Source organism: Brevibacterium renqingii, from assembly GCF_017808095.1.
GTDB lineage: Bacteria > Actinomycetota > Actinomycetes > Actinomycetales > Brevibacteriaceae > Brevibacterium > Brevibacterium renqingii.
The window spans coordinates 305306-324001 of the sequence record NZ_JADBHG010000001.1 but is presented as its reverse complement, the minus strand read 5'-3'; the positions used below and the strand labels follow the sequence as shown (position 1 = coordinate 324001).

Annotated in this window: 17 protein-coding genes and 3 tRNA genes; 5 read left to right on the top strand and 15 right to left on the bottom strand. The window is 66.9% G+C overall.

The annotated features are described in order from the left end of the window. The first annotated feature begins 51 nt into the window (after window positions 1-51). Window positions 52-681: a TetR/AcrR family transcriptional regulator gene (locus IIE29_RS01475; protein WP_209323415.1), complete on the top strand. Its 630-nt coding sequence runs from the start codon at window positions 52-54 to the stop codon at window positions 679-681. A gap of 76 nt (window positions 682-757) precedes the next feature. On the opposite strand, the gene IIE29_RS01470 is transcribed toward IIE29_RS01475, so the two are convergent. The 7 genes from IIE29_RS01470 to IIE29_RS01440 all read right to left on the bottom strand — a co-directional run bounded on the left by IIE29_RS01470 (window position 758) and on the right by IIE29_RS01440 (window position 7890). Beyond that, window positions 758-839, bottom strand: a tRNA-Leu gene (locus tag IIE29_RS01470). Between the two features lie 105 nt (window positions 840-944). Then, on the bottom strand, window positions 945-1418 hold the full coding sequence (gene bcp, locus IIE29_RS01465) for a thioredoxin-dependent thiol peroxidase (protein WP_209323414.1): 474 nt from the start codon (window positions 1416-1418) through the stop codon (window positions 945-947). Between the two features lie 172 nt (window positions 1419-1590). Beyond that, complete coding sequence (locus tag IIE29_RS01460; RefSeq protein WP_209323413.1) at window positions 1591-3342, bottom strand: acetyl/propionyl/methylcrotonyl-CoA carboxylase subunit alpha; 1752 nt, start codon at window positions 3340-3342, stop codon at window positions 1591-1593. A 3-nt stretch (window positions 3343-3345) separates the two neighbouring features. Further along, complete coding sequence (locus IIE29_RS01455) at window positions 3346-4992, bottom strand: 5-oxoprolinase subunit B/C family protein (RefSeq protein ID WP_209323412.1); 1647 nt, start codon at window positions 4990-4992, stop codon at window positions 3346-3348. Beyond that, complete coding sequence (locus tag IIE29_RS01450) at window positions 4989-5816, bottom strand: putative hydro-lyase (protein ID WP_209323411.1); 828 nt, start codon at window positions 5814-5816, stop codon at window positions 4989-4991. Before IIE29_RS01450 ends, IIE29_RS01455 begins: the two co-directional genes overlap by 4 nt. Continuing rightward, a complete protein-coding gene (locus IIE29_RS01445; RefSeq protein WP_216629495.1) occupies window positions 5813-6598 on the bottom strand; it encodes a LamB/YcsF family protein in 786 nt (261 codons plus the stop codon). Before IIE29_RS01445 ends, IIE29_RS01450 begins: the two co-directional genes overlap by 4 nt. A 2-nt stretch (window positions 6599-6600) precedes the next feature. Next, window positions 6601-7890, bottom strand: coding sequence for an NRAMP family divalent metal transporter (locus IIE29_RS01440; protein ID WP_209323409.1), 1290 nt, complete (start codon window positions 7888-7890; stop codon window positions 6601-6603). Between the two features lie 209 nt (window positions 7891-8099). On the opposite strand from IIE29_RS01440, the gene IIE29_RS01435 reads away from it, so the two are divergent. Further along, on the top strand, window positions 8100-8738 hold the full coding sequence (locus IIE29_RS01435) for a GntR family transcriptional regulator (RefSeq protein ID WP_209323408.1): 639 nt from the start codon (window positions 8100-8102) through the stop codon (window positions 8736-8738). A 66-nt stretch (window positions 8739-8804) separates the two neighbouring features. On the opposite strand, the gene IIE29_RS01430 is transcribed toward IIE29_RS01435, so the two are convergent. From IIE29_RS01430 to IIE29_RS01405, 6 genes are all read right to left on the bottom strand, one after another. Continuing rightward, a tRNA-Lys gene (locus tag IIE29_RS01430) sits at window positions 8805-8877 on the bottom strand. 183 nt (window positions 8878-9060) lie between these two features. Beyond that, window positions 9061-9381 carry a GroES family chaperonin gene (locus IIE29_RS01425; protein WP_209323407.1) on the bottom strand — a complete coding sequence of 107 codons (321 nt, stop codon included), beginning with the start codon at window positions 9379-9381 and terminating at the stop codon, window positions 9061-9063. Next, window positions 9374-9661: a DUF3618 domain-containing protein gene (locus IIE29_RS01420; protein ID WP_209323406.1), complete on the bottom strand. Its 288-nt coding sequence runs from the start codon at window positions 9659-9661 to the stop codon at window positions 9374-9376. Before IIE29_RS01420 ends, IIE29_RS01425 begins: the two co-directional genes overlap by 8 nt. 95 nt (window positions 9662-9756) lie before the next feature. Beyond that, complete coding sequence (locus tag IIE29_RS01415; protein WP_209323405.1) at window positions 9757-10479, bottom strand: ASCH domain-containing protein; 723 nt, start codon at window positions 10477-10479, stop codon at window positions 9757-9759. Window positions 10480-10567: 88 nt separating this feature from the next. Beyond that, complete coding sequence (locus IIE29_RS01410; protein ID WP_209323404.1) at window positions 10568-12154, bottom strand: hypothetical protein; 1587 nt, start codon at window positions 12152-12154, stop codon at window positions 10568-10570. A gap of 131 nt (window positions 12155-12285) precedes the next feature. Next, window positions 12286-14037 (bottom strand): hypothetical protein, encoded by a 1752-nt coding sequence (locus IIE29_RS01405; RefSeq protein WP_209323403.1) that lies wholly within the window; start codon window positions 14035-14037, stop codon window positions 12286-12288. Between the two features lie 223 nt (window positions 14038-14260). Here IIE29_RS01405 and IIE29_RS01400 point away from each other — a divergent pair. The 3 genes from IIE29_RS01400 (at window position 14261) to IIE29_RS01390 (ending at window position 16225) form a co-directional block, all read left to right on the top strand. After that, window positions 14261-14333: transfer RNA gene (locus tag IIE29_RS01400), tRNA-His, on the top strand. A 114-nt stretch (window positions 14334-14447) separates the two neighbouring features. Then, window positions 14448-15314: a ribokinase gene (locus tag IIE29_RS01395; protein WP_209323402.1), complete on the top strand. Its 867-nt coding sequence runs from the start codon at window positions 14448-14450 to the stop codon at window positions 15312-15314. Next, on the top strand, window positions 15311-16225 hold the full coding sequence (locus tag IIE29_RS01390) for a dihydrodipicolinate synthase family protein (protein WP_209323401.1): 915 nt from the start codon (window positions 15311-15313) through the stop codon (window positions 16223-16225). Before IIE29_RS01395 ends, IIE29_RS01390 begins: the two co-directional genes overlap by 4 nt. A gap of 67 nt (window positions 16226-16292) precedes the next feature. Here the strand turns inward: IIE29_RS01390 and IIE29_RS01385 are convergent, their stop codons facing one another. Together IIE29_RS01385 and IIE29_RS01380 are read right to left on the bottom strand one after the other, a co-directional pair. After that, on the bottom strand, window positions 16293-17111 hold the full coding sequence (locus IIE29_RS01385) for a siderophore-interacting protein (protein WP_209323400.1): 819 nt from the start codon (window positions 17109-17111) through the stop codon (window positions 16293-16295). Window positions 17112-17314: 203 nt separating this feature from the next. Next, entirely contained in the window at window positions 17315-18646 is a 1332-nt protein-coding gene (locus IIE29_RS01380) for a glutaminase (RefSeq protein ID WP_209323399.1), read from the bottom strand. Between the last annotated feature and the right edge of the window lie 50 nt (window positions 18647-18696).

Here is an 18696-nt window from a genome sequence, read left to right as displayed (position 1 = left end):
CGGAAATACGGAAAGCAGCGGCAGCAGGCAGCAAGGGAAGCGAGGGCCGACATGCGACTCGATCAGGAGCGGCTCGTGTCCGCCGCGCTCGCCCTCGTCGACGAGGAGGGCTCCGAGGTGCTGTCCATGCGCACGCTCGCAGCACGTGTCGATCGGCAGGTGTCCTCGCTGTACAACCATGTGTCCGGTCGTGCCGAGCTCATCGAACTCATGCGCGCCCGCATCGTCGCCGACATCGATGTCAGTGCGTTCGCCGCGTCGTCCACCTCGGCGGACGCGGTGCCCTGGGATGTGGCGCTCGAGTCGTGGGCACGATCGTATCTGCGTGCCTTCGCCGCCCATCCGAACCTCATCCGGCTGCTCGCGACGACATCGATCGGTGATCTCTCGACCTATCAGATGTATGACGCGGTGGTCGACGGCCTGCGCCGAGGCGGTTGGCCGGAGTCGCGGACCGTGGCCGTCATGCGCACGGTCGAAGCCCATGTCCTCGGCTCTGCCCTCGACATCATCGCCCCCGACGATCTCATCACCCAGGACTCTGCTGACACACGGTTCTCCGAGATCCGTGCGGCCCTCGATCCGCGCTTCGCCGAGTCCTCATCGGCCGCGGCAGCATTCGAACTCGGTCTGACAGCGCTGATCAAGGGCCTGCGGCAGGAGGTGGGCTCTGGCGGCTGACCGCAAGGTGCCGTGCGGACGAAACAGCCCTCCACCTCGACCCGCACGGGACTGGTGAAGGGCTGTCGTCGATCTGTACGCGAGAGGGGACTTGAACCCCTACGTCCGAAGACACTGGAACCTAAATCCAGCGCGTCTACCAATTCCGCCACTCGCGCCAGGCGGCCTCACTCGGCCGCGACGCCCTCAAGACTAGCAGGGCGCCGTCGCGATGCTGAAAACGCTCAGGAGCGGTGGAAGACCCGTGAATCCGATGGCTCGGTTCAGGCCGCGTCGATCCCCAGCGCCTTGCGCACGCGGGCGACGTGGCCGGTGGCCTTGACGTTGTACTGGGCGAGTTCGACCTTGCCCTCGGCATCGACGACGACGGTCGAGCGGATGACGCCCTGGACGACCTTGCCGTAGTTCTTCTTCTCGCCGAAGGCACCCCATTCTTCCATCATGGTCTTGTCCTCATCCGAGAGCAGATCGAAGTTCAAGCCCTCCTTCTCGATGAACTTCTGCAGCTTCTCCGGCTTGTCCGGGGAGATGCCGAGGACGACGAGACCGGCGGCCTTGAGCGCCGAGAGCGAATCGCGGAAGTCGCAGGCCTCGGTCGTGCAGCCCGGAGTCATGGCCGCGGGGTAGAAGTAGACGACGACGCGCTGGCCCTTGTAGTCGCTGAGGCTGACCGACTTCCCGTCCTGGTTGACGAGCGTGAAGTCCGGGGCGGTGTCGCCGACTGACAGACGTGGCATGGATGCTCCTTCTAGTGTGGGCGGTGTTCCTGGTGCGAGGCGGGCATGCCGGGACCGCACGGCCCATGGCAGTGTCGCACCAACGACACCCACCACTCTATTCGGAGTTCGCCTCCGCCCCCAATGCGCGAATTCCGCGCAGCGGCGACGGCACCGAGGCGGCCCGAGCTCTTCAGTCGACCCGTGCGATGATCTCGCCCACGGCCAGGACGTCACCGACGGCGGCCACCTGACGGAATGTGCCGGTCTCAGAAGCCTCGACCCTTGTCTCCATCTTCATCGCCGACAGCACTGCGACCTCGTCGCCGGCCTCGACCTCTTCGCCGTCGTCGACGAGATAGTCCACGAGGCTGCCGGGCACCGGCGCGGTCACCGTCCCTGCACTCGACTGCATATCGTCGCCGTCAGAGGCGGTCCGTTCGCCTGGTGCGCCCTGACCAGCCGCGGGTCCGAGAGCGGTCAGCAGCCCAGCGGGCAGCCCGATGGTGGTGATCCTCCCGTCGATCTCGATCGGCATGCGCCGCAGATGCTCGTCCGCCAGTGGCTCTGGTCGCTTCTGTGCCTCGAGGCGTGGCATGAGATCGGCTTCGATCCACTGCGTGTGGATGCCCTCGGCGCTGTCCGACCCGAGTGAGGTGAACGCGTCGTCGGCGAGGATCTCCAGTGAGCACGGCAGCACCGTTGCCGGTCCTGCGACGCGCAGCTCTCTGGCCGCGGTGATCGTGCGGGCGATCGCGGAGTCCCGGTCGGGACCGTGGACGATGAGCTTGGCGAAGAGGGAGTCGAAGGCCGGCTGCACCGTGTCCCCGGCGCGCACTCCGGCATCCCAACGGACCCCGGGGCCTCCTGGGACGTCGAGGCCGTCGATGTGTCCCGGGGTGGGCAGGAAGCCGCGTCCGGGATCCTCGGCGTTGATCCGCAGCTCGATCGCGTGCCCTCGGGGCTGCGGCGTCGAGTCGAGGGAGAGGCCCTGGCCGAAGGCGATGCGGAACTGTTCGCCGACGAGGTCGACGCCCGAGGTCACCTCGGTGACGGGGTGTTCGACCTGGAGACGGGTGTTGACCTCGAGGAATGTCATGGTGCCATCGGCGGCGAGCAGGAATTCGACGGTGCCCGCGCCGCGGTAGTCCACCTCGGCGCAGATGGCCTCGGCCGAACGGTGGAGACGTTCACGCTGGTCTGCAGTCAGTCCCGGAGCGGGGGCCTCTTCGATCAGCTTCTGGTTGCGGCGCTGGGCCGAGCAGTCGCGGTCTCCGACGGCCACGACCCGACCGGTGCCGTCGCCGACGATCTGGACCTCGACGTGGCGGGGGCGCTCCAAGTACTTCTCGACGAAGCATTCGGAGCGGCCGAAGGCCTCGGTCGCCTCACGGGTGGCCGAATCGAAGGCTCCGGCGACCTCGGTGAGCTCGTGGACGATCTTCATTCCGCGCCCACCGCCGCCGTGGGCTGCCTTGATGATGATCGGCAGTCCGGCTTCGGCGGCGAAGGATTCGACTTCGGCGGCGTCCTTCAGCGGCCGATCGATGCCCGGGGCCAGGGGAGCCCCGACCTTCTGCGCGAGCTGCCTGGCGGTGACCTTGTCGCCCAGCGCCGTGATCGTCTTCGCGGTCGGGCCGATCCAGATCAGACCGGCTTCCTCGACTGCGGCGGCGAAGTCGGCGTTCTCCGACAGGAAGCCGTAGCCGGGGTGGACGGCATCGGCACCGGCCTGCTTCGCTGCTGCGAGGATCGCGTCGATGCTCAGGTAGGTCTCGGCCGCAGTGGCCCCGGGCAGGGCGAAGGCGGCGTCGGCCAGGCTCGTGTGCAGGGCATCGGCGTCCTGATCCGCGTAGACGGCTACCGAGGTGTGTCCGTGCTCGGCGCAGGCGCGGATGATGCGGACGGCGATTTCGCCGCGGTTGGCGATGAGGATGGTCGACATGGTTCAGCTTTCGTTATCAGTCGTCGTGGCCGAGGTGGTGAAGCGCAGCTTCACTCCCGGCGGCAGCTGCGCGGCGAAGTCGAGGTCGTCGACGCTCGCGATGATCGGGTAGCCGCCGGTGAGCGGATGGTCGGGTCCGAACAGGACCGGCTGCCCGTTCGGCGGGACCTGGAGGGCGCCGGTGACCGCGCCCTCACTGGGCAGCTCCCCGGTCCGGGCCCGCTCCAATGGGACGTCACCGGACAGGCGCAGACCGACTCGGTCGGACTCATGCGTGACCGTCCACTCCTGGCCCAGCAGTGTGTCGATTCCTGACGTGGTGAACCAGTCTTCGCGGGGCCCCAGGGTCACCGTCATGGTCACGGTGTCCCCGGGCCGCGGCAGGTCCCGGTGCGTCAGCGGGACATGGGGGTCGACGAGGTGGGGCGCGGTCCGCGGATCGCGCAGGGGCAGGAGGCTGCCCTTCCCCAGCGCCGCAGGGCCGAGTCCCGCGAGGGTGTCGGCGGAGCCGCTGCCGAGCGCCGTGCCGACGTCGATCCCGCCGCGCACGGCCAGATACAGGCGGATTCCCCGATCGGCGCTCCCGAGGTCGAGTTCGTCTCCGTCGGCGATGGCGAAGGCCTCGCCGAGGCAGGGGCGATGGACAGTCCCGTCGGCCCCTGTCACGGTGACGGTGCCTTCGGCGCCGGTGACGGCGGCCACTGACTCACCGGTGAGGCGCAGGAGCGCGCCGCCGCCGAAGCTTTCGAGCCCGGCCGCGGACTCGGCGTTGCCGACCAGCCGGTTGGCGGCAATGAGCGCGGAGCGGTCGGCAGCGCCGGCGCCGGAGACGCCCATCGAGGCGAAGCCCGGACGCCCGAGGTCCTCGACGAGCAGCTGCAGGCCGGGCCGGAGGACCTCGAGAGCACGGGGCGGTGTGCTGGGCTCCGCGGCAGAATCGGCTTCCTGCGTCGCCGCGGGCTCCGAGCTCTCCTCCTCAGCCGTCGCCTCGTCTGATCCCGGTCCTGCACCGAGGTGCAGGGATTCCCGACCGGCGTCGTTGAACTTCACGATCGTCCCCGGCACGAACAGCGCGGGCGGCTGCCGGTCGAGATCCCACAGAGTCGCCTCGGTGCGGCCGATGAGCTGCCAGCCGCCGGGCGAGGACCGCGGGTAGACACCGGTGAATTCCCCGGCCAGGGCGACGGCGCCCACGGGCACGCGGGTGCGCGGGGAGGGACGGCGGGGAACCTCGAAGAGCTCATCGTCCCCGGCGAGGTAGCCGAACCCGGGGGCGAACCCGGCGAACGCGACCTGCCAGGTCGCGGCCTGGTGGCGGGTGATCACCTCGGCGGGGGAGACGGAGAGGAGGTCGGCGACCTCGGCGAGGTCCTCTCCGTCGTAGCGGACATCGATGGTGACCGCTCGGGCGTCATCGGTCGTCGACTCGGTGTGCCCGAGCTCGCGGATGGCCTCCGCGAGTGAAGCCGCCCGGGTGCGTGCGGGGTCGAAGCTGATGAGCACGGTGCGCGCTGCCGGAACGAGTTCGACGACGCCGGGCAGTTCTGCGGCTTCGAGGCTGCGGTGCAGCGCCATCGTCGTGGCCAGGTCGGTGCATTCGACGAGGAGGTGATGCTTCGAGGCGGTGTGGAAGGTCAGTTGGGAGGTCATCGGCGATAGGTGTCTTCCGGTTCGTCGGTGATGAACATGCGCCCCGGCGAATGGGTGATCGCGAACGGAACCTTCGAAGCCCGGATCGCGGCCTGCGGGGTGACTCCGCAGGCCCAGAACACGGGGATGTCGCCCTCGGCGATGACCGGCGGGTCACCGAAATCGGGGGAGCCGAGGTCGCTGATGCCGATCTGGGCGGGTTCGCCGATGTGGACCGGGGCACCGTGGACGGCGGGGAAGCGGTCGGTGATGCGCACCGCCTCGGCGACCTGAGCGGCCGGGATCGGGCGCATGGACACGACCATGTCACCGCTGATCCGACCGGCCGGGACGCACGCGGTCGAGGTGCGGTACATCGGCACGTTCCGCCCGGCCTCCTGATGGCGGATCGGGATGCCGGCGCCGGTCAGACCCGATTCGAAGGTGAAGGAGCAGCCGATGAGGAAGGACACGAGGTCCGGGTGCCGCTGCCACACCTCGGTGGCATCGGTGACCTCGTCGGCGAGTTCGCCGTCCCTCCAGATCCGGTAGCCGGGGAGATCGGTGCGCACGTCGCTGCCGGGGGCCAACGCCGATTCGACCTGTCCGGGTTCGAGGACATCGATGACCGGGCAGGGCTTCGGATTGCGCTGTGCGAAGAGCAGCACGTCGAAGGCCCAATCGGCGGGCACGGAGATGAGGTTGGCCTGGACCAGGCCGGGAGCCATCCCCGAGGTGGGGCCGTCGAATCCGGCCCGGATCCGTCCGCGGGCCCGGCTGCCGTCGGTCTTCGACTCGGCCGAGGGCGCGGCAATCGGTGTCCCGGCGTCCGACGACGCGCTCATCGACCGGCTCCGGCGAAGGCCGAGACGGTGACGCCTTCGGACTCGAGGAGAGCACGGGCGGCGCGGGCCATGTCGATCGAGCCCTGCGAGTCTCCGTGGAAGCAGATCGACTGGGCGTCGACGTCGACGAGGCTGCCGTCGATCGCCTCGACCTGACCGGTCTGGACGAGGCGCAGCACTCGGGCGGCCACGTCATCGGGGTCGTGGAGGACGGCGTTCGGTTCGCTCCGGGAGACCAGGGACCCGTCGGGGTTGTAGGACCGGTCGGCGAAGGCCTCGGCTGCTACGGTCAGCCCTGCCTCGGCGGCGATGCGGTTGGCCACGCTGCCGGCGAGGCCGAGGAAGACGAGGGAGTCGTCGATGGCTGTGATCGCGTCGACGACGACCTTCGCCTGCGCCTCGTCGCGGACGATCGCGTTGTAGAGGCCGCCGTGGGGCTTGACGTAGGCGACTTCGCCGCCGACGGCCGTGGCCAGGCCGATGAGCGCGCCGATCTGGTATTCGACCTGGGCCTGCAGGGTCGCTGCCGGCACGTCGAGGGCGCGTCGGCCGAAGCCTTCGTAGTCGTCATAGCCGGGGTGGGCGCCGATGACGACGCCGCCCTTGACGGCGGCATCGACGGTGGCATGGATGCCCTCGGGGTTGCCGGCATGGAATCCGCAGGAGACATTGGCGCTGGTGACCAGGCCGAGCATGGCCGCGTCATCGCTGACGACGCGGTCGGGCACGTTCTCCCCGAGGTCCGAGTTGAGGTCGATTCGCGTTTCGCTGTTGACAGACAATGTCACCCTCCGATTCCGATCATTGCGAAGATGGGGCCGATGGACTGCACGGCTGTGTACCACGTGACCAGTGTTGCCGCGGTGCCGATGATGAGCAACCACTTCGGATAGGAATCCGTGCGCAGCAGCTGAGGTCTGAACCAGCCGATGTACATGAAGATCGTCAGGCCGATGGGCAGGATGAGGCCGTTGAAGCCGCCGACGAAGACGAGCAGCGTGGCCGGAGCGGTGCCGACGATGAGATAGACGATGAGTGAGACGACGATGAACGCGACGGTCGCCAGCTGCAGCGGCCAGCCGCGGGCGAGGCGTCGGGAGAAGGCGGAGAGGAAGGTCGCCGAGGTGTAGGCGGCACCGATGACCGAGCTCAGCGCCGCGGCCCAGAAGATCGCACCGAAGATCCGCATCCCGGCGTCTCCGAGGACGGCGGCGAAGGCCTGACCGGCGGGGTTGGCGACCTGGCCCTGGACGTCGATGGCGACGCCGGAGGCGACGACTCCGAGGATGGCGAGGAAGAGGATATAGCGCATGACGCCGGTGACGAGGATGCCCGAGAGCGCCGAGCGCATCACGGATCGCGAGTTCTCCGGGCCGGTCTTGCCGGAGTCGAGGTAGCGGTGGGCACCGGAGTAGGTGATGTAGCCGCCGACGGTGCCGCCCACGATCGTGGTCACGGTCGCGAAGTTGATGGTGTCGGGTACGAAGCTCTGCCTGAGGGCCTCTCCGACCGGCGGATCGGAGACGACAGCGACGATGCAGGTGAGAACGATCATCCCGATGCCGAGGACGAGGACCACAGCGTCGACGACCTTGCCCGCGCGCTTGAACAGGAAGATGCCGATGGCCAGAACGCCGGTGGCCAGGCCGCCGAGCTTCGGATCGATGCCCAGCAGTGCGTTGAGTCCGAGTCCGCCGCCGGCGATGTTGCCGATGTTGAAGGCCAGGCCGCCGACGACGATGAGGATGGACAGGACGATGCCCGAGCCGGGCACCGCCGAGGACGCCAGCTGCGCGGCCCGCTTGCCCGATGAGGTGACCATTCGCCAGATGTTGAGCTGGATGGCGATGTCGATGAGGATCGACACGAGGATGGCGAAGGCGAATGCGGCGCCCATCTGCGCGGTGAACGTCGCCGTCTGCGTGATGAATCCGGGGCCGATCGCCGAGGTGGCCATGAGGAAGATGGCGCCGACGATGGCGCTGCGGCTGATCTTCGCGCCGAGTTCGCTCTTGAGCCCCGCTGGTTCGTCCGAGGTGGGCTCCGGCGTTGGTGATTCCGGTGCGTGTGACATGGGAGTCTCCGACTGTCTCTGTGGTCGATTGTGTTTCCTGGGCGCCGCCGGTATGACGACAGCAGTGTCTGTGTCCTGGCGCACTCCGAAGAAGTGGTAAACAATCTAGCATGCATTGTTGAACAAAGATAGACGCGCATCACATTGCTCGCGCACAGTTGCTGAACACCATGTGGGTGTTCGATTCGGAGATTCATTAGGATGGAGATGTGAATCACGACTCATCCCTGGTCAACAGACTCACCGACCGACTCATCGCAGGAGAGCTCCGTCCCGGAGACCGCCTGTCCGAGGCTTCTTTGGCCAAGGAGTTCGATGTCTCCCGCAACACGCTGCGCGAGGCCTTCCGGGTCCTCGGCGAGCAGGGGCTGGTCACGCACATCCCACATCGCGGCGTGTCCGTGGCCTCACCGAGCACGGCCGATGTCGTCGACATCTATCGGGTGCGCCACCATGTCGAGTGCTCGGTGCTCGAGCATGCCCCGCGCAATCATCCGAACGCCGCGCATATGGAGGCCGCCGTCGAGGCGGCTGCGAAGTTCGCGGCGGAGGAGAACTGGCTGGAGGTCGGGACGGCGAACATGGCCTTCCACAATGCCGTGGTCTCGCTCTCGGACAGCCGGCGGCTAGCGCGGTCGTTCGCCAATGTGCTCGCCGAGCTGCGGCTGGCCTTCCTCAAGGTCGAGGTCCTCGACTTCCTCCATGCGCCCTTCATCGAGCGCAACCGGGAGGTCATCGAGGTCTACCGCAATGAGAGCCCTGCCGCCGCGGCCGCGAAGCTCGGCACCTACCTCGGCGATTCCGAACGACAGGTCCTCGGTGCCTACGCCCGCGCCGGTCAGGGATGAGTGCCCGCGTAGTGAATGCGAAAGAACCGCTCCCGACCGTAGTCGGAAGCGGTTCTGTCGGCGCTGTGCGCCCCCCGGGACTCGAACCCGGAACCCACTGATTAAGAGTCAGTTGCTCTACCAATTGAGCTAGAGGCGCCTGCCGCGCTCGTTGCGCAACGAGAATTAATATTACTCAGGTGTTCGCCGTTCATGCAAACCGAGATCGGGCCGATCCGGATTTTGTGATGAACGTCGCAAGCCCCAGGTCAGAGGCCGATACGAACGACGCTCTCGACTCGGAATCCACTGTTTCGGAGTCCAGCTGACGGCGTCCCGGACCTCACAGGTACATGCCTGCGCTCGACTGCTCGGCCGGTTCGGAGATCGCATGGACGTCGCGCTCACGCAGGAGCACATAGAGCTGCCCTTCGAGCTCCACCTCGGCGAGCTCTTCGGGATCGTAGAGGACGGTGTCGCCGAGGTTGGCCTGCCTCACGTGCGGGCCGGCCGCCACGACCTTGCCCCACACGAGGCGTTTGCCCATGCTGGCGGTGGCCGGGATGACGATGCCCGCCGAGGACTTGCGCTCGCCGGCCTCCGGACCGGGTTCGAGCAGGATCCGGTCATGGAGCATCCGGATCGGAAGAGCGCAATCAGCCACGCTTGTTCCGACCGGACAGACCGACGACGAGAGCGGCCACACCGAGGACGGTGCCGGCGCCGAGAGCGAGGACCTCAGGCTTGGGCGAACCGTCCTCCTCGACGACTCCGGACTTCGCCTTGTTGACGGCGCGCGTCACCAGCACCCTGGGATGGATGCGGCCGATGAGTTCGTCGATGTTGTCTGCGATGCGCTCTTCGCGCAGGCGGATCGACTCCGCGAGCTGTGCGGTCGTTGCCTGGTCGACGGTTACATCTGAGGTGTAGACGTTGTCAGTCATCGGGTCGAGTCCTCCCGGTCGAGAATGCCTGGTGCGCCTGTGGCCCTGTGCCACAGTGCTTCGCTGTCCAGCTTAGCGGCTGGGAACTGCGAGTGTCAGATATCGGACGCGGTTCGACGGAATCTTACGATCTCGACCGTGGCGTCATCCGGCATGGCGGGGTAGTGGGCGTGGAGGTTCGCAAGGTAGCGGTCCAAACCTCCGGGACGGCTGAGCTCCAGATCGGTCGCACTCAGCTCGCTCAGTCGTTTCGGGGTCACCGAGGTGATGACGACGGGCGCCGGGCCGTGTTCGGTGTCTTCGAAATAGGCCAGTGCCCTGCCCGTGCGGTGCGCTTCGTTCCAGCGCACCGACAGAGTCTTCTTCCCCGCGCGGAAAGCATCGACGTACCTGGCGTTGAAGCGCAGCAGCCGCATCGGTGCGGCGTCAGGATGCCGGTAGGAGTGGGGGAGGAGCGCGGGGATCGGTGCGATCGTCTCTCCGCCCGTGGACTTGTCGGTGATGGCCACCAGCGCGTCGGGGTGGAGGTCGAGGATCACCTGCCGGCAGCGACCGCAGGGTGGGAGCACCCCTCGACCGTGATCGCCGACTGCAGCGATCGTGACCAGCGAACCGGCGCCGGCGGCGGCAGCAACCCCGATGGCCACCATCTCGGCGCAGGGGCCGCCGGTGAAGTGATCGACATTGACTCCGGTGTGGATGCGGCCGGTGGTGTCCATCGCGGCTGCGGCGACCGTGTGGTGGGCGTCGGATCCCAGACTCGCCGCGAGTTCTCGGGCCGAGGCGATCACGCGTCGTTCGGAGTCGAAGAGGTCCATGCCTGCGATCTTAGGCGAGTATTGCCGGGGCGGACCGGGACGGAGAGGAAAATCCTCGCCGAGGCGGCCAGGCCCAGTCCGGCGGCCCTCAGTCCTGCTTTCCGCGACGTCCCATGAGGTAGATGATGAATCCGACTGCGGCCATTCCGGAGGCTGCGAGGACGAAGACGGGCCAGGAGCTCACGATCGTCGAGATGATGGACTCGCCGAATGAGGTCGACGGCTGCTGGTTCGCCCGTGGGGAGGGCTGGTCGCCTCCGGTGATGAGGTCGGTGTCGTCCTTGGGCGTGGGCGCGTCGGGATTCTGTGGCACGGGATCCGAATAGTCGGGGTGCTGAGAGTCGTCCTCGTCGCCGGGCAGCCATTCGTCGCCGGCGGTTCCGGGGATGGTCTCCCGTGCGTCTTGGGAGCCGTTGCCGGTCGACGGATCCGGGGTGGTGCCGTCGGCGTCGACCGTGCCGAGTGGGGAGCCGGAGCCGTCCTTGTCGTTGCCAGAGTCCTTCTCCTCGTCCTTTCCGGACGTCGAGTCCGATCCTGAGCCATCGGAATCGCTGCTGCTGGAGGCATCGGACCGCGAGCCGGTATCGGACTTCGATTTCGTGCCGTCGGAGTCCTTGTCGGTCGACGAGTTGGCCCGATCCTTGCTGCCGGAGTCCTTGGAAGTGTCGCTGCTGGCCGATGATGTGCTGTCGGAGGACTTGGCGCTGTTGGCCGACGAATTGGCGTCGGAAGAGTTGCCGTCGGAGTCCTTGTCAGCAGATTTGCTGTCGGCGGTGTCAGTGCCGTCCTGCGCGGCAGTGTGGGATCCGCTGTCTGACCCGTCCTTGTCCGCTGCCGAGCCTGTAGTTCCCTCTTTGGATCCGTCTGTCTCAGCGCTGGAGGATCCGCCTTCTGGGTCAGGATACCCACGGCCGGAGACGACTGTGACTTTTCCGCCCTTTACGTTGAATTTCCACTTGGGGTTGGCCGTGAACCCGGTGAAACGTACCGGTTCTCCACCGCTTGCAGGCACAACAAAGCCGTCGGAGCGGAGCCTCAGGTCTTCTGGGACACCTGCCTGAGACGCCGCGGACGGCAGAGGATTCCCGCTGTCATCGGTATCGCCCCCGTAGGTAGTCGATTGCGAGGAGCTTTGGACCGGAAGACGCACTGGCTGTCTCTTCCGAAGTTTGAACTTCTCTTCCTTCCAGCTCTTGGGCATGCTGCCAGGCTCATTCGCGGGTGAGGGGAGTCGCAGAGTCTGGTTATTGTCATCCCATTCGGCCGGTAGCGGTGCCTTGATCTCGCAGGGCCCGTCGACGCCCGGAGTTGGTTCGCCTTCTTCGGGAGGAGCGCAGGCCTTATCGTAGTCGTCATCGGGCTCGTCATCGCCGCCATTCGAGCCGTCGTTGGTGTCCTTGCCCGCCTCGTCCTCGCTGGCGGAGTCGGCTTCGGTGTCGCTGTCCGCGGCTGCAGTCGATTCGGCTTCGGAGGAGCTCGCCTCATCGGATCCATCCGTGCCATCGGCGGCTCCGGTCGCCTCGGCGTTGGCCGCTCCGGCGTCCGCGACGGTCGTGGGACTCGGCTCTGCGAGCGCCGGCGGCGAAGTGAGAGTGCTCGAAACCGGAAGCGCCACCAGGGCAATCGCAGCGCCGATGGCGGCGATTCTGCGGTTGAACTGGTGTGAAGCTGACACTGCGTTCCTTCGCGGTGGGGATTCCGGCTCTATTGGATCAAGGGGACATGACGTTCAGGCACATCGGTCCCATCTTAATGTCTCGACCGGATGTGTTAAAACCTCGGTGATGTTTCGTCGTGGCGTTCGGCTCAGCGGTCGTGGGAGTCGGACTTCTTCGGATACGCCCGCACAGTGGAGTCGTCTCCCATCACCAGAGCCGATTCGCCCCCGTCGACGACCGCGAGGAGATCGGTGTCGGTCTTGAAAGCGTGTTTGCCGGCGAGCAGGCAGGAGGTGTTCGTATCCATGGTGCACGGGACGATCGTCCCGCGCGGCTCCGAGAGGTGGATGTCGCGGCTCGAGACGTCCATGAGCAGCAGACCGGACTGCAGGTCGAAGAGGTAGGGGCCGATGTAGGCGCGCTCGCCTGCCTGGCCGCGCACCCAGGACTTCTCGCCGACGATGTCGGTCGTCGTGGTCACGGTCGAGAGGATGGATCCGTCCTCGAGGGAGTGGACGACGAGCTGGATCCGGTGGCCCGAATTCGTCGACGCACCCTGTTCGCCCCACAGGGTGATGGCCTTTCCGTGCCCGGCGGAGATCCAGTCGATGATCTGCAGGTTGTCGGCGGGACGCTCGAGGTCGATGCTGCGCTCCTCGCCGGTCTCGACGTTCTTGGCCTTGACCGGGCCGTTCCAGTCGGAACTGTAGAGCTCGTCGTTCTCGATCGCCATCGGCGTCGAGCCCGGCTTCGGGGTCGGCACGTTCTCCAGCCCGTCGGTTCCGAAGGTCGAGAGCTGATTGCCGGATTTGATGAGCACGCTCTTGCCCGCCGAGGTGATGCGTGCCTTCTCGGGCAGCTGATAGGACTTCGGCTTCTTCTCCCCGTCGAAGAGCGCCTCGGCGGTGTCGCCCGCCTGCCAGAGCAGAGCCGGCCGGCCGTCGATGACGGTGTCGACGGCGAAGGTCGGGGCCTCGTCGATCTTGGTCTTATAACGGGTCTTGCCGGTGTCGGGGTCGAGGACCTCGAGCTTCTTCTTGTACACGAGGAGGACGCCGCGGTCCGAGGCGGTCACCGACGCCCGCTTGGGCACCTCGGTCTCCCAGGTGGGGGAGTTGTCGTAGCTCGGCACCACATCGCTGGTTTTGTCGACGGAGAGTTCGGAGGCCGGGTTGATCTGCTGCTCGGAGCCGATCGTCTGCGGCGCCTCCGAGGTGTCGACGGGCACGATGTTCGGAACGACGAACGCTCCGATCATGAGGATCGCGAGACCGATGAGCACAAGCCCTGGGACCGTGATCTTCTTCAGTCTCTGCGGTCGGCTGCGCGAGGAGTGCTTGCGTACGCGAGTCTTCTTCACCTTCGGTGCGGCGGGAGCGGCGGGGCCCGAGAACGGGGTGCCGAGCGGATAGCCGTCACCGCCTGCGCCTGAGGGGTCGGACGAGCCGCCCGATCCCTCGGGCGTGCCTTCGGCTGCTGACGAGGAAGCCGCTGCGCCCTCACCAGCCATCCCTTCATAATCGCGGGAAGGATCAGAGCCCGTCTCCGCACTCTCCGCACTCTCCGCGGCTGCGGCCGACCCCGCGGCGGGGTCGGCCGCCTCGGCGCCGGTGTGTGGTGCAGTCTTCTCGGCGGAATCCGTCGCGTCGGCTTCTGTATCCGCAACTGGTTCGTTGCCTGCGTGTGCCGCGGCGGTGCCGAGCTTTCCGTTCTCGTCGAGGAAGACTTCGGTCTTCTTCGTGCCGTCGTCGATCGTCACGGTCAAGGGAGTCGCGGTCTCCCGCGCATAGTCGCCGAGGTAGGCGATGGCCTGTCCGGTGTCGGAATAGCGACTCGTCGCCCCATTGAGGGAGATGTAGGTGAACCCGTCATCGGAGACGGAGATCAACGCACGAGTCATGTACAGGATTCCTTGAGAGGTGACGAGGACAGGGCCGAACTTATCCTAATGAATATCGAGGACGGCTCCTACCGCTTTTCCGAAACCGTTATACATCGCTACTGAATCGTTGCACGTGAGATCTGTGTCTCATTGTGCGCGACGGGCGGATCCGGTTTGCCCGGGTGTGGCGGGTGAGGTTAAGATATATCTTGCTGTCTGCACCTGTGGTGCAGCGCATGTGGTGGGTATAGCTCAGCTGGTAGAGCGCCGCGTTGTGGTCGCGGATGTCGCGGGTTCAAGTCCCGTTACTCACCCCGAACCGGAAGCCCCGTGATCCGTCCGAATGAGTGGATCACGGGGCTTTCCTCATGCCGACTCACCGATTCGCTGCCCGGTCGCCGGCGGGTCAACCCGGGATAATGGTGTCTATGACCATCGCCTGCGCACTCACGGTCGTTGGCAGCATCAACGCCGACATCACCGCCACCACCGACCGCCTTCCGGCCGCTGGCGAGACCGTCGGCGGGGGTCGGCTCTCGCGCTCGCCCGGCGGCAAGGGCGCGAACCAGGCCGCGGCGGCCGCCCGGCTCGGCGCCCGTACCCGGATGGTCGGCGCCGTTGGCCGCGACGCCGAAGGCCAGGAGATGAGGCAGGCGCTGCGAGCTGCCGGAGTCCTCGTCGACGACATCGCCGAGGCGACCGCCGAGACCGGGACCGCTCTCATCATGGTCGACTCCGCCGGGGAGAACCAGATCGCGGTGTGCGAAGGTGCGAATGCCGAGGTCAGCCTCGATGGGATCGAGTTCGGCGAGGACGAGACCGTGCTCACGCAGCTCGAGATCTCCATGGACCTCATCACCGAACTCGCCGCCCGCGTGCCCGGTCACCTCGTCATCAACGCCGCCCCGGCCCTGCCTCTGCCCGCCGAGGTGGTCGACCGCGCCGATCTCATCATCGTCAATGAGACCGAGTACTCCCTGCTGCCGCAGCTTCAGGAAGCGAGGCTCGTGGCCGTGACCTACGGGGACCGCGGTTCGGCCCTGCTGGCCCACGGTGAGCAGATCGGCTTCGCCGAGGCACTGGCACGGAAGCCGGTGAGCACCGTCGGTGCCGGCGACGCCTTCTGCGCTGCCCTGACCATCGGCCTGCGCTCGGGACTGCCCGGCGAAGAGGCATTGCGTGCGGCCAACCGCGTCGGAGCCGCGACGGTCATGGATGCCTCCGCGCAGCCGGAGTTCCTCACGCTCGACCACTACCTCGACAGCTCGACCCCTACCGTGAAGGACGAACGATGACCTCATACGACGACTCCCTGTTCACCGGCCTCAGCGCCTTCCCGCTCACCCCTCTGCGGGACGAGGGCATCGACGAGGACGCCTACACCGGCCTCATCGAACGTCTCGTCCTCGCCGGAGTCGATTCGATCACGGCTCTCGGGTCCACCGGCTCCTATGCCTACCTCGACCGGGATGAACGCGCCCGTGTTGCGCAGCTGACCGTCGACTCCGCGCTCGACCTCCCCGTCATCGTCGGCATCGGAGCGCTGCGCACCAGGGACGTGCTCGCCAATGCCCGCTCCGCCGAGGCCGCGGGTGCGAACGGACTCCTCCTCGCCCCCGTCAGCTACCAGCCCCTGACCGACGACGAGGTGTTCGAACTCTTCCGCACAGTCGCCGAGTCCACCGAACTGCCGATCGTCGTCTACGACAATCCGGGCACCACGCACTTCACCTTCACCACCGAGCTCTACGCGCGCCTGGCCGCACTCGACGGAGTGGCCTCGATCAAGATCCCAGGCCATCCGCTCTCACCCGCGGGCTGGGACGAGCGCATCGGCGAGATCCGTGCCGCCGTCGGCAACGAGATGATGATCGGCATCTCCGGCGACGCCTTCGGTGCCGACGGACTCATCGCCGGCTGCGACGCCTGGTACACGGCCGTCGGCGGAACCGTGCCCGAGCCGCTGCTCGAGATCACTCGCGCCGCTGAGCTCGGCAATGCCGAGCAGGCCCGTGAACTCTCCGCCGAACTCCAACCGCTGTGGGACCTGTTCGCCGAATTCGGCGGCAGCCTGCGGGTGACCGCGGCCATCGCCGAGCACCTCGGCCTCATCGGGTCCGACAGTCTGCCGCTGCCGGTGCGCGGACTCGACGAGGCCGCGAAGCGCAAGGTCGCTGAAGTCGTCGAGAGCCTCGAGCTGGACTGAGTTCCCGCCTCGACCGCCCACCGGATCGCGGCTCGCGCCGAGCGCACAGCGCTCGACTTTCCGCGATTCAGTCGATCTTGCCGATGGGTTCGCGTTTCTCGGCCTGGAACTGGTCCTCTGCGCGGCCCCGCGCCCAATACGCGGAGATCGACAGCGACTCTCTGGGGACCTCACGCTCCTTGAGGATCTTCCTGATGGATTTGATGGTCTCGCGCTCGCCGTGGGCGAAGACCTGCGGCATACCGGCCGACCACTCGAGTTCGCGCACCGCGGCGATGAGGTCCTCATCCGAATCCACCCACTTCACCTCGACGCCGGCGGGCGGGGCAGGTAGCACCCGATCCGCTGCGGCGACATGGGCCACGACGAGGCCGCGGGCGTCCTCGGGCATCGCCTCCAGTGCGGAACTGACCGCAGGAAGAGCGGAATGATCGGCGATGAGCAGGTGCCAGTCCGACTCCGCCGAGGGCGCATACTTCCCTCCGGCACCGGACAGGACGAGTGTGTCGCCCGGGCGGGCGTCTTTCGCCCAGGGGCCGGCGACCCCCTCATCGTCGTGGATGACGAAGTCGATGCTCAGCCACTTCTCTTCAAGATCGATCTCGCGCACCGTGTACGTGCGTCTGCTCGGCAGCTTCTCCGGAGCCTGCTCCCGCAGTTCGGTCAGATCATAGGGCGGCGCGAGCCCGTGAGCGGGATCGGCGAAGAGGAGCTTGACGTACTTGTCGGTCGACTCGTTCGCCGTGATGTTGTCGAAGGTCTCACTGCCGCCGAGGCGGATCCGGACGAGGCGCGGGCTGAGCTCGGTGACCTCGAGAACGGTCAGGATGGCCTGCGCGCGGGCAGGGCGTGCGCTGCGGGTGGGAGTGTTCGGTGCGGTCGTCATCAACGGCCTTTCTGCAAGGGGTCGCTTCCACGCGCGAGCGGCCGCGTCGGGGACGGGCGAGCCGCCTCGGCGCTGTGGTTCGGTGAGCCTCACCTTATCAGGCGCGTTTCCTGAACCAGCGAGACCCCTTCGCCCGGCTTCTTCGCCTGGCTTCGCATCGGCCCGTCCCATCACACGAGTTCGCTGCACATCAGGGCCCGGATTCACCGAGAGCGTTCGGCCATCTCCCTGCGGCGGTCGTCGCGGATGCGTTTGAGTCCCTTGACGGATTTGAGCGAGTCGAGGATCGTCACGCCCGGCAGCGCCGAGTTCGGACCCTTGCACTGCATCATGTCGTCCGGGTCCATGAGCACGACGCGCATACCGTCTTCCTCGAGCCGGGACAGCGCCTCGGTGAGCATGGTCCTGGCCACGGAGTTGACCTCATTGACCCGCCGCAGGTCGAGCACGAAGGTGTCGGTGTGCGATTCCGGTTCGTCCATGGCGCGGATGACGTTCTCCGAACCGCTCCACTGGATGAGGCCCTGGAGACTGCAGATGCGGACCATCTTGCCCTGTCCGTCGACGAAGCGGCGGTCGCGGCGGATGATTGAGCGCGCAGGTTCCGGCGCATCCATGATGTGCAGGCTCAGACGGTTCGACAGATCCTGGAAGATCTTCGCCCCGCGTACGCTCGTGCCGTGCTTGTCCAGGCGCGGGGAGAACGTGGCGATGCCGACCTGACCGGGCATGACACCGAAGACACCGCCGGAGACCCCGCTCTTGGCCGGGATCCCGATCTCCGTCATCCAGTCGCCGGCGGCATCGTACATGCCGCAGGTCATCATCACTGCGAGCACCTGGCGGTTGACTCGTGGGGAGAGCACGTGTTCTCCGGTGAGGGGATTGATTCCGCCGCCGGCCAACGTCGCGGCCATGATCGCGAGGTCCTTGACGGTGACGAGGACAGAGCACTGTTCGATATAGCCGCGGACGACCTCGTCGGGGTCGTCGAAGAAGATGTCGTAGGACCGGAGCATGTTCGCGATCGCGACATTGCGGTAGGCCTCGCGCCATTCGCCGTCGGCGACGTCTTCGTCGATCGTCAGCTCCCGGCCGGCGAACCGGGACAGTCCGGCACGGACGAGCTCGGTGCGTTCGGGCAGGCCGGCACCGGGCTCGCCGAGGATGGAGTGGATGGTCATGGCCCCGGCATTGATCATCGGGTTGAGCGGTCGCCCCGACATCTTGTCGAGGGAGAGTTCGTTGAACTTCTCACCGCTGGGTTCGACGCCGACCTTCTCGAGGACTCCGGCCAGTCCCTCCTGTTCGAGGGCGAGCCCGTAGATGAAGGGCTTCGACATCGATTGGATGGAGAACTCGTGATCGGCGTCGCCGGAGGTGTATTCGATGCCGTCGAGGGTCGAGATGCAGATCGCCAGCTTCTCCGAATCGGCCGCGGCCAGATCCGGGATGTAGTCCGCGTTCTCCCCGGACCGGTCGGGGCGGAAACGGTCGAGCGTCTCATCGAGGAAATCCGGGATGGGCGATCGCATGGCACCTCCTGCATGTGACTGACGTTCATCGACCGCCGTTTCGGCCGACT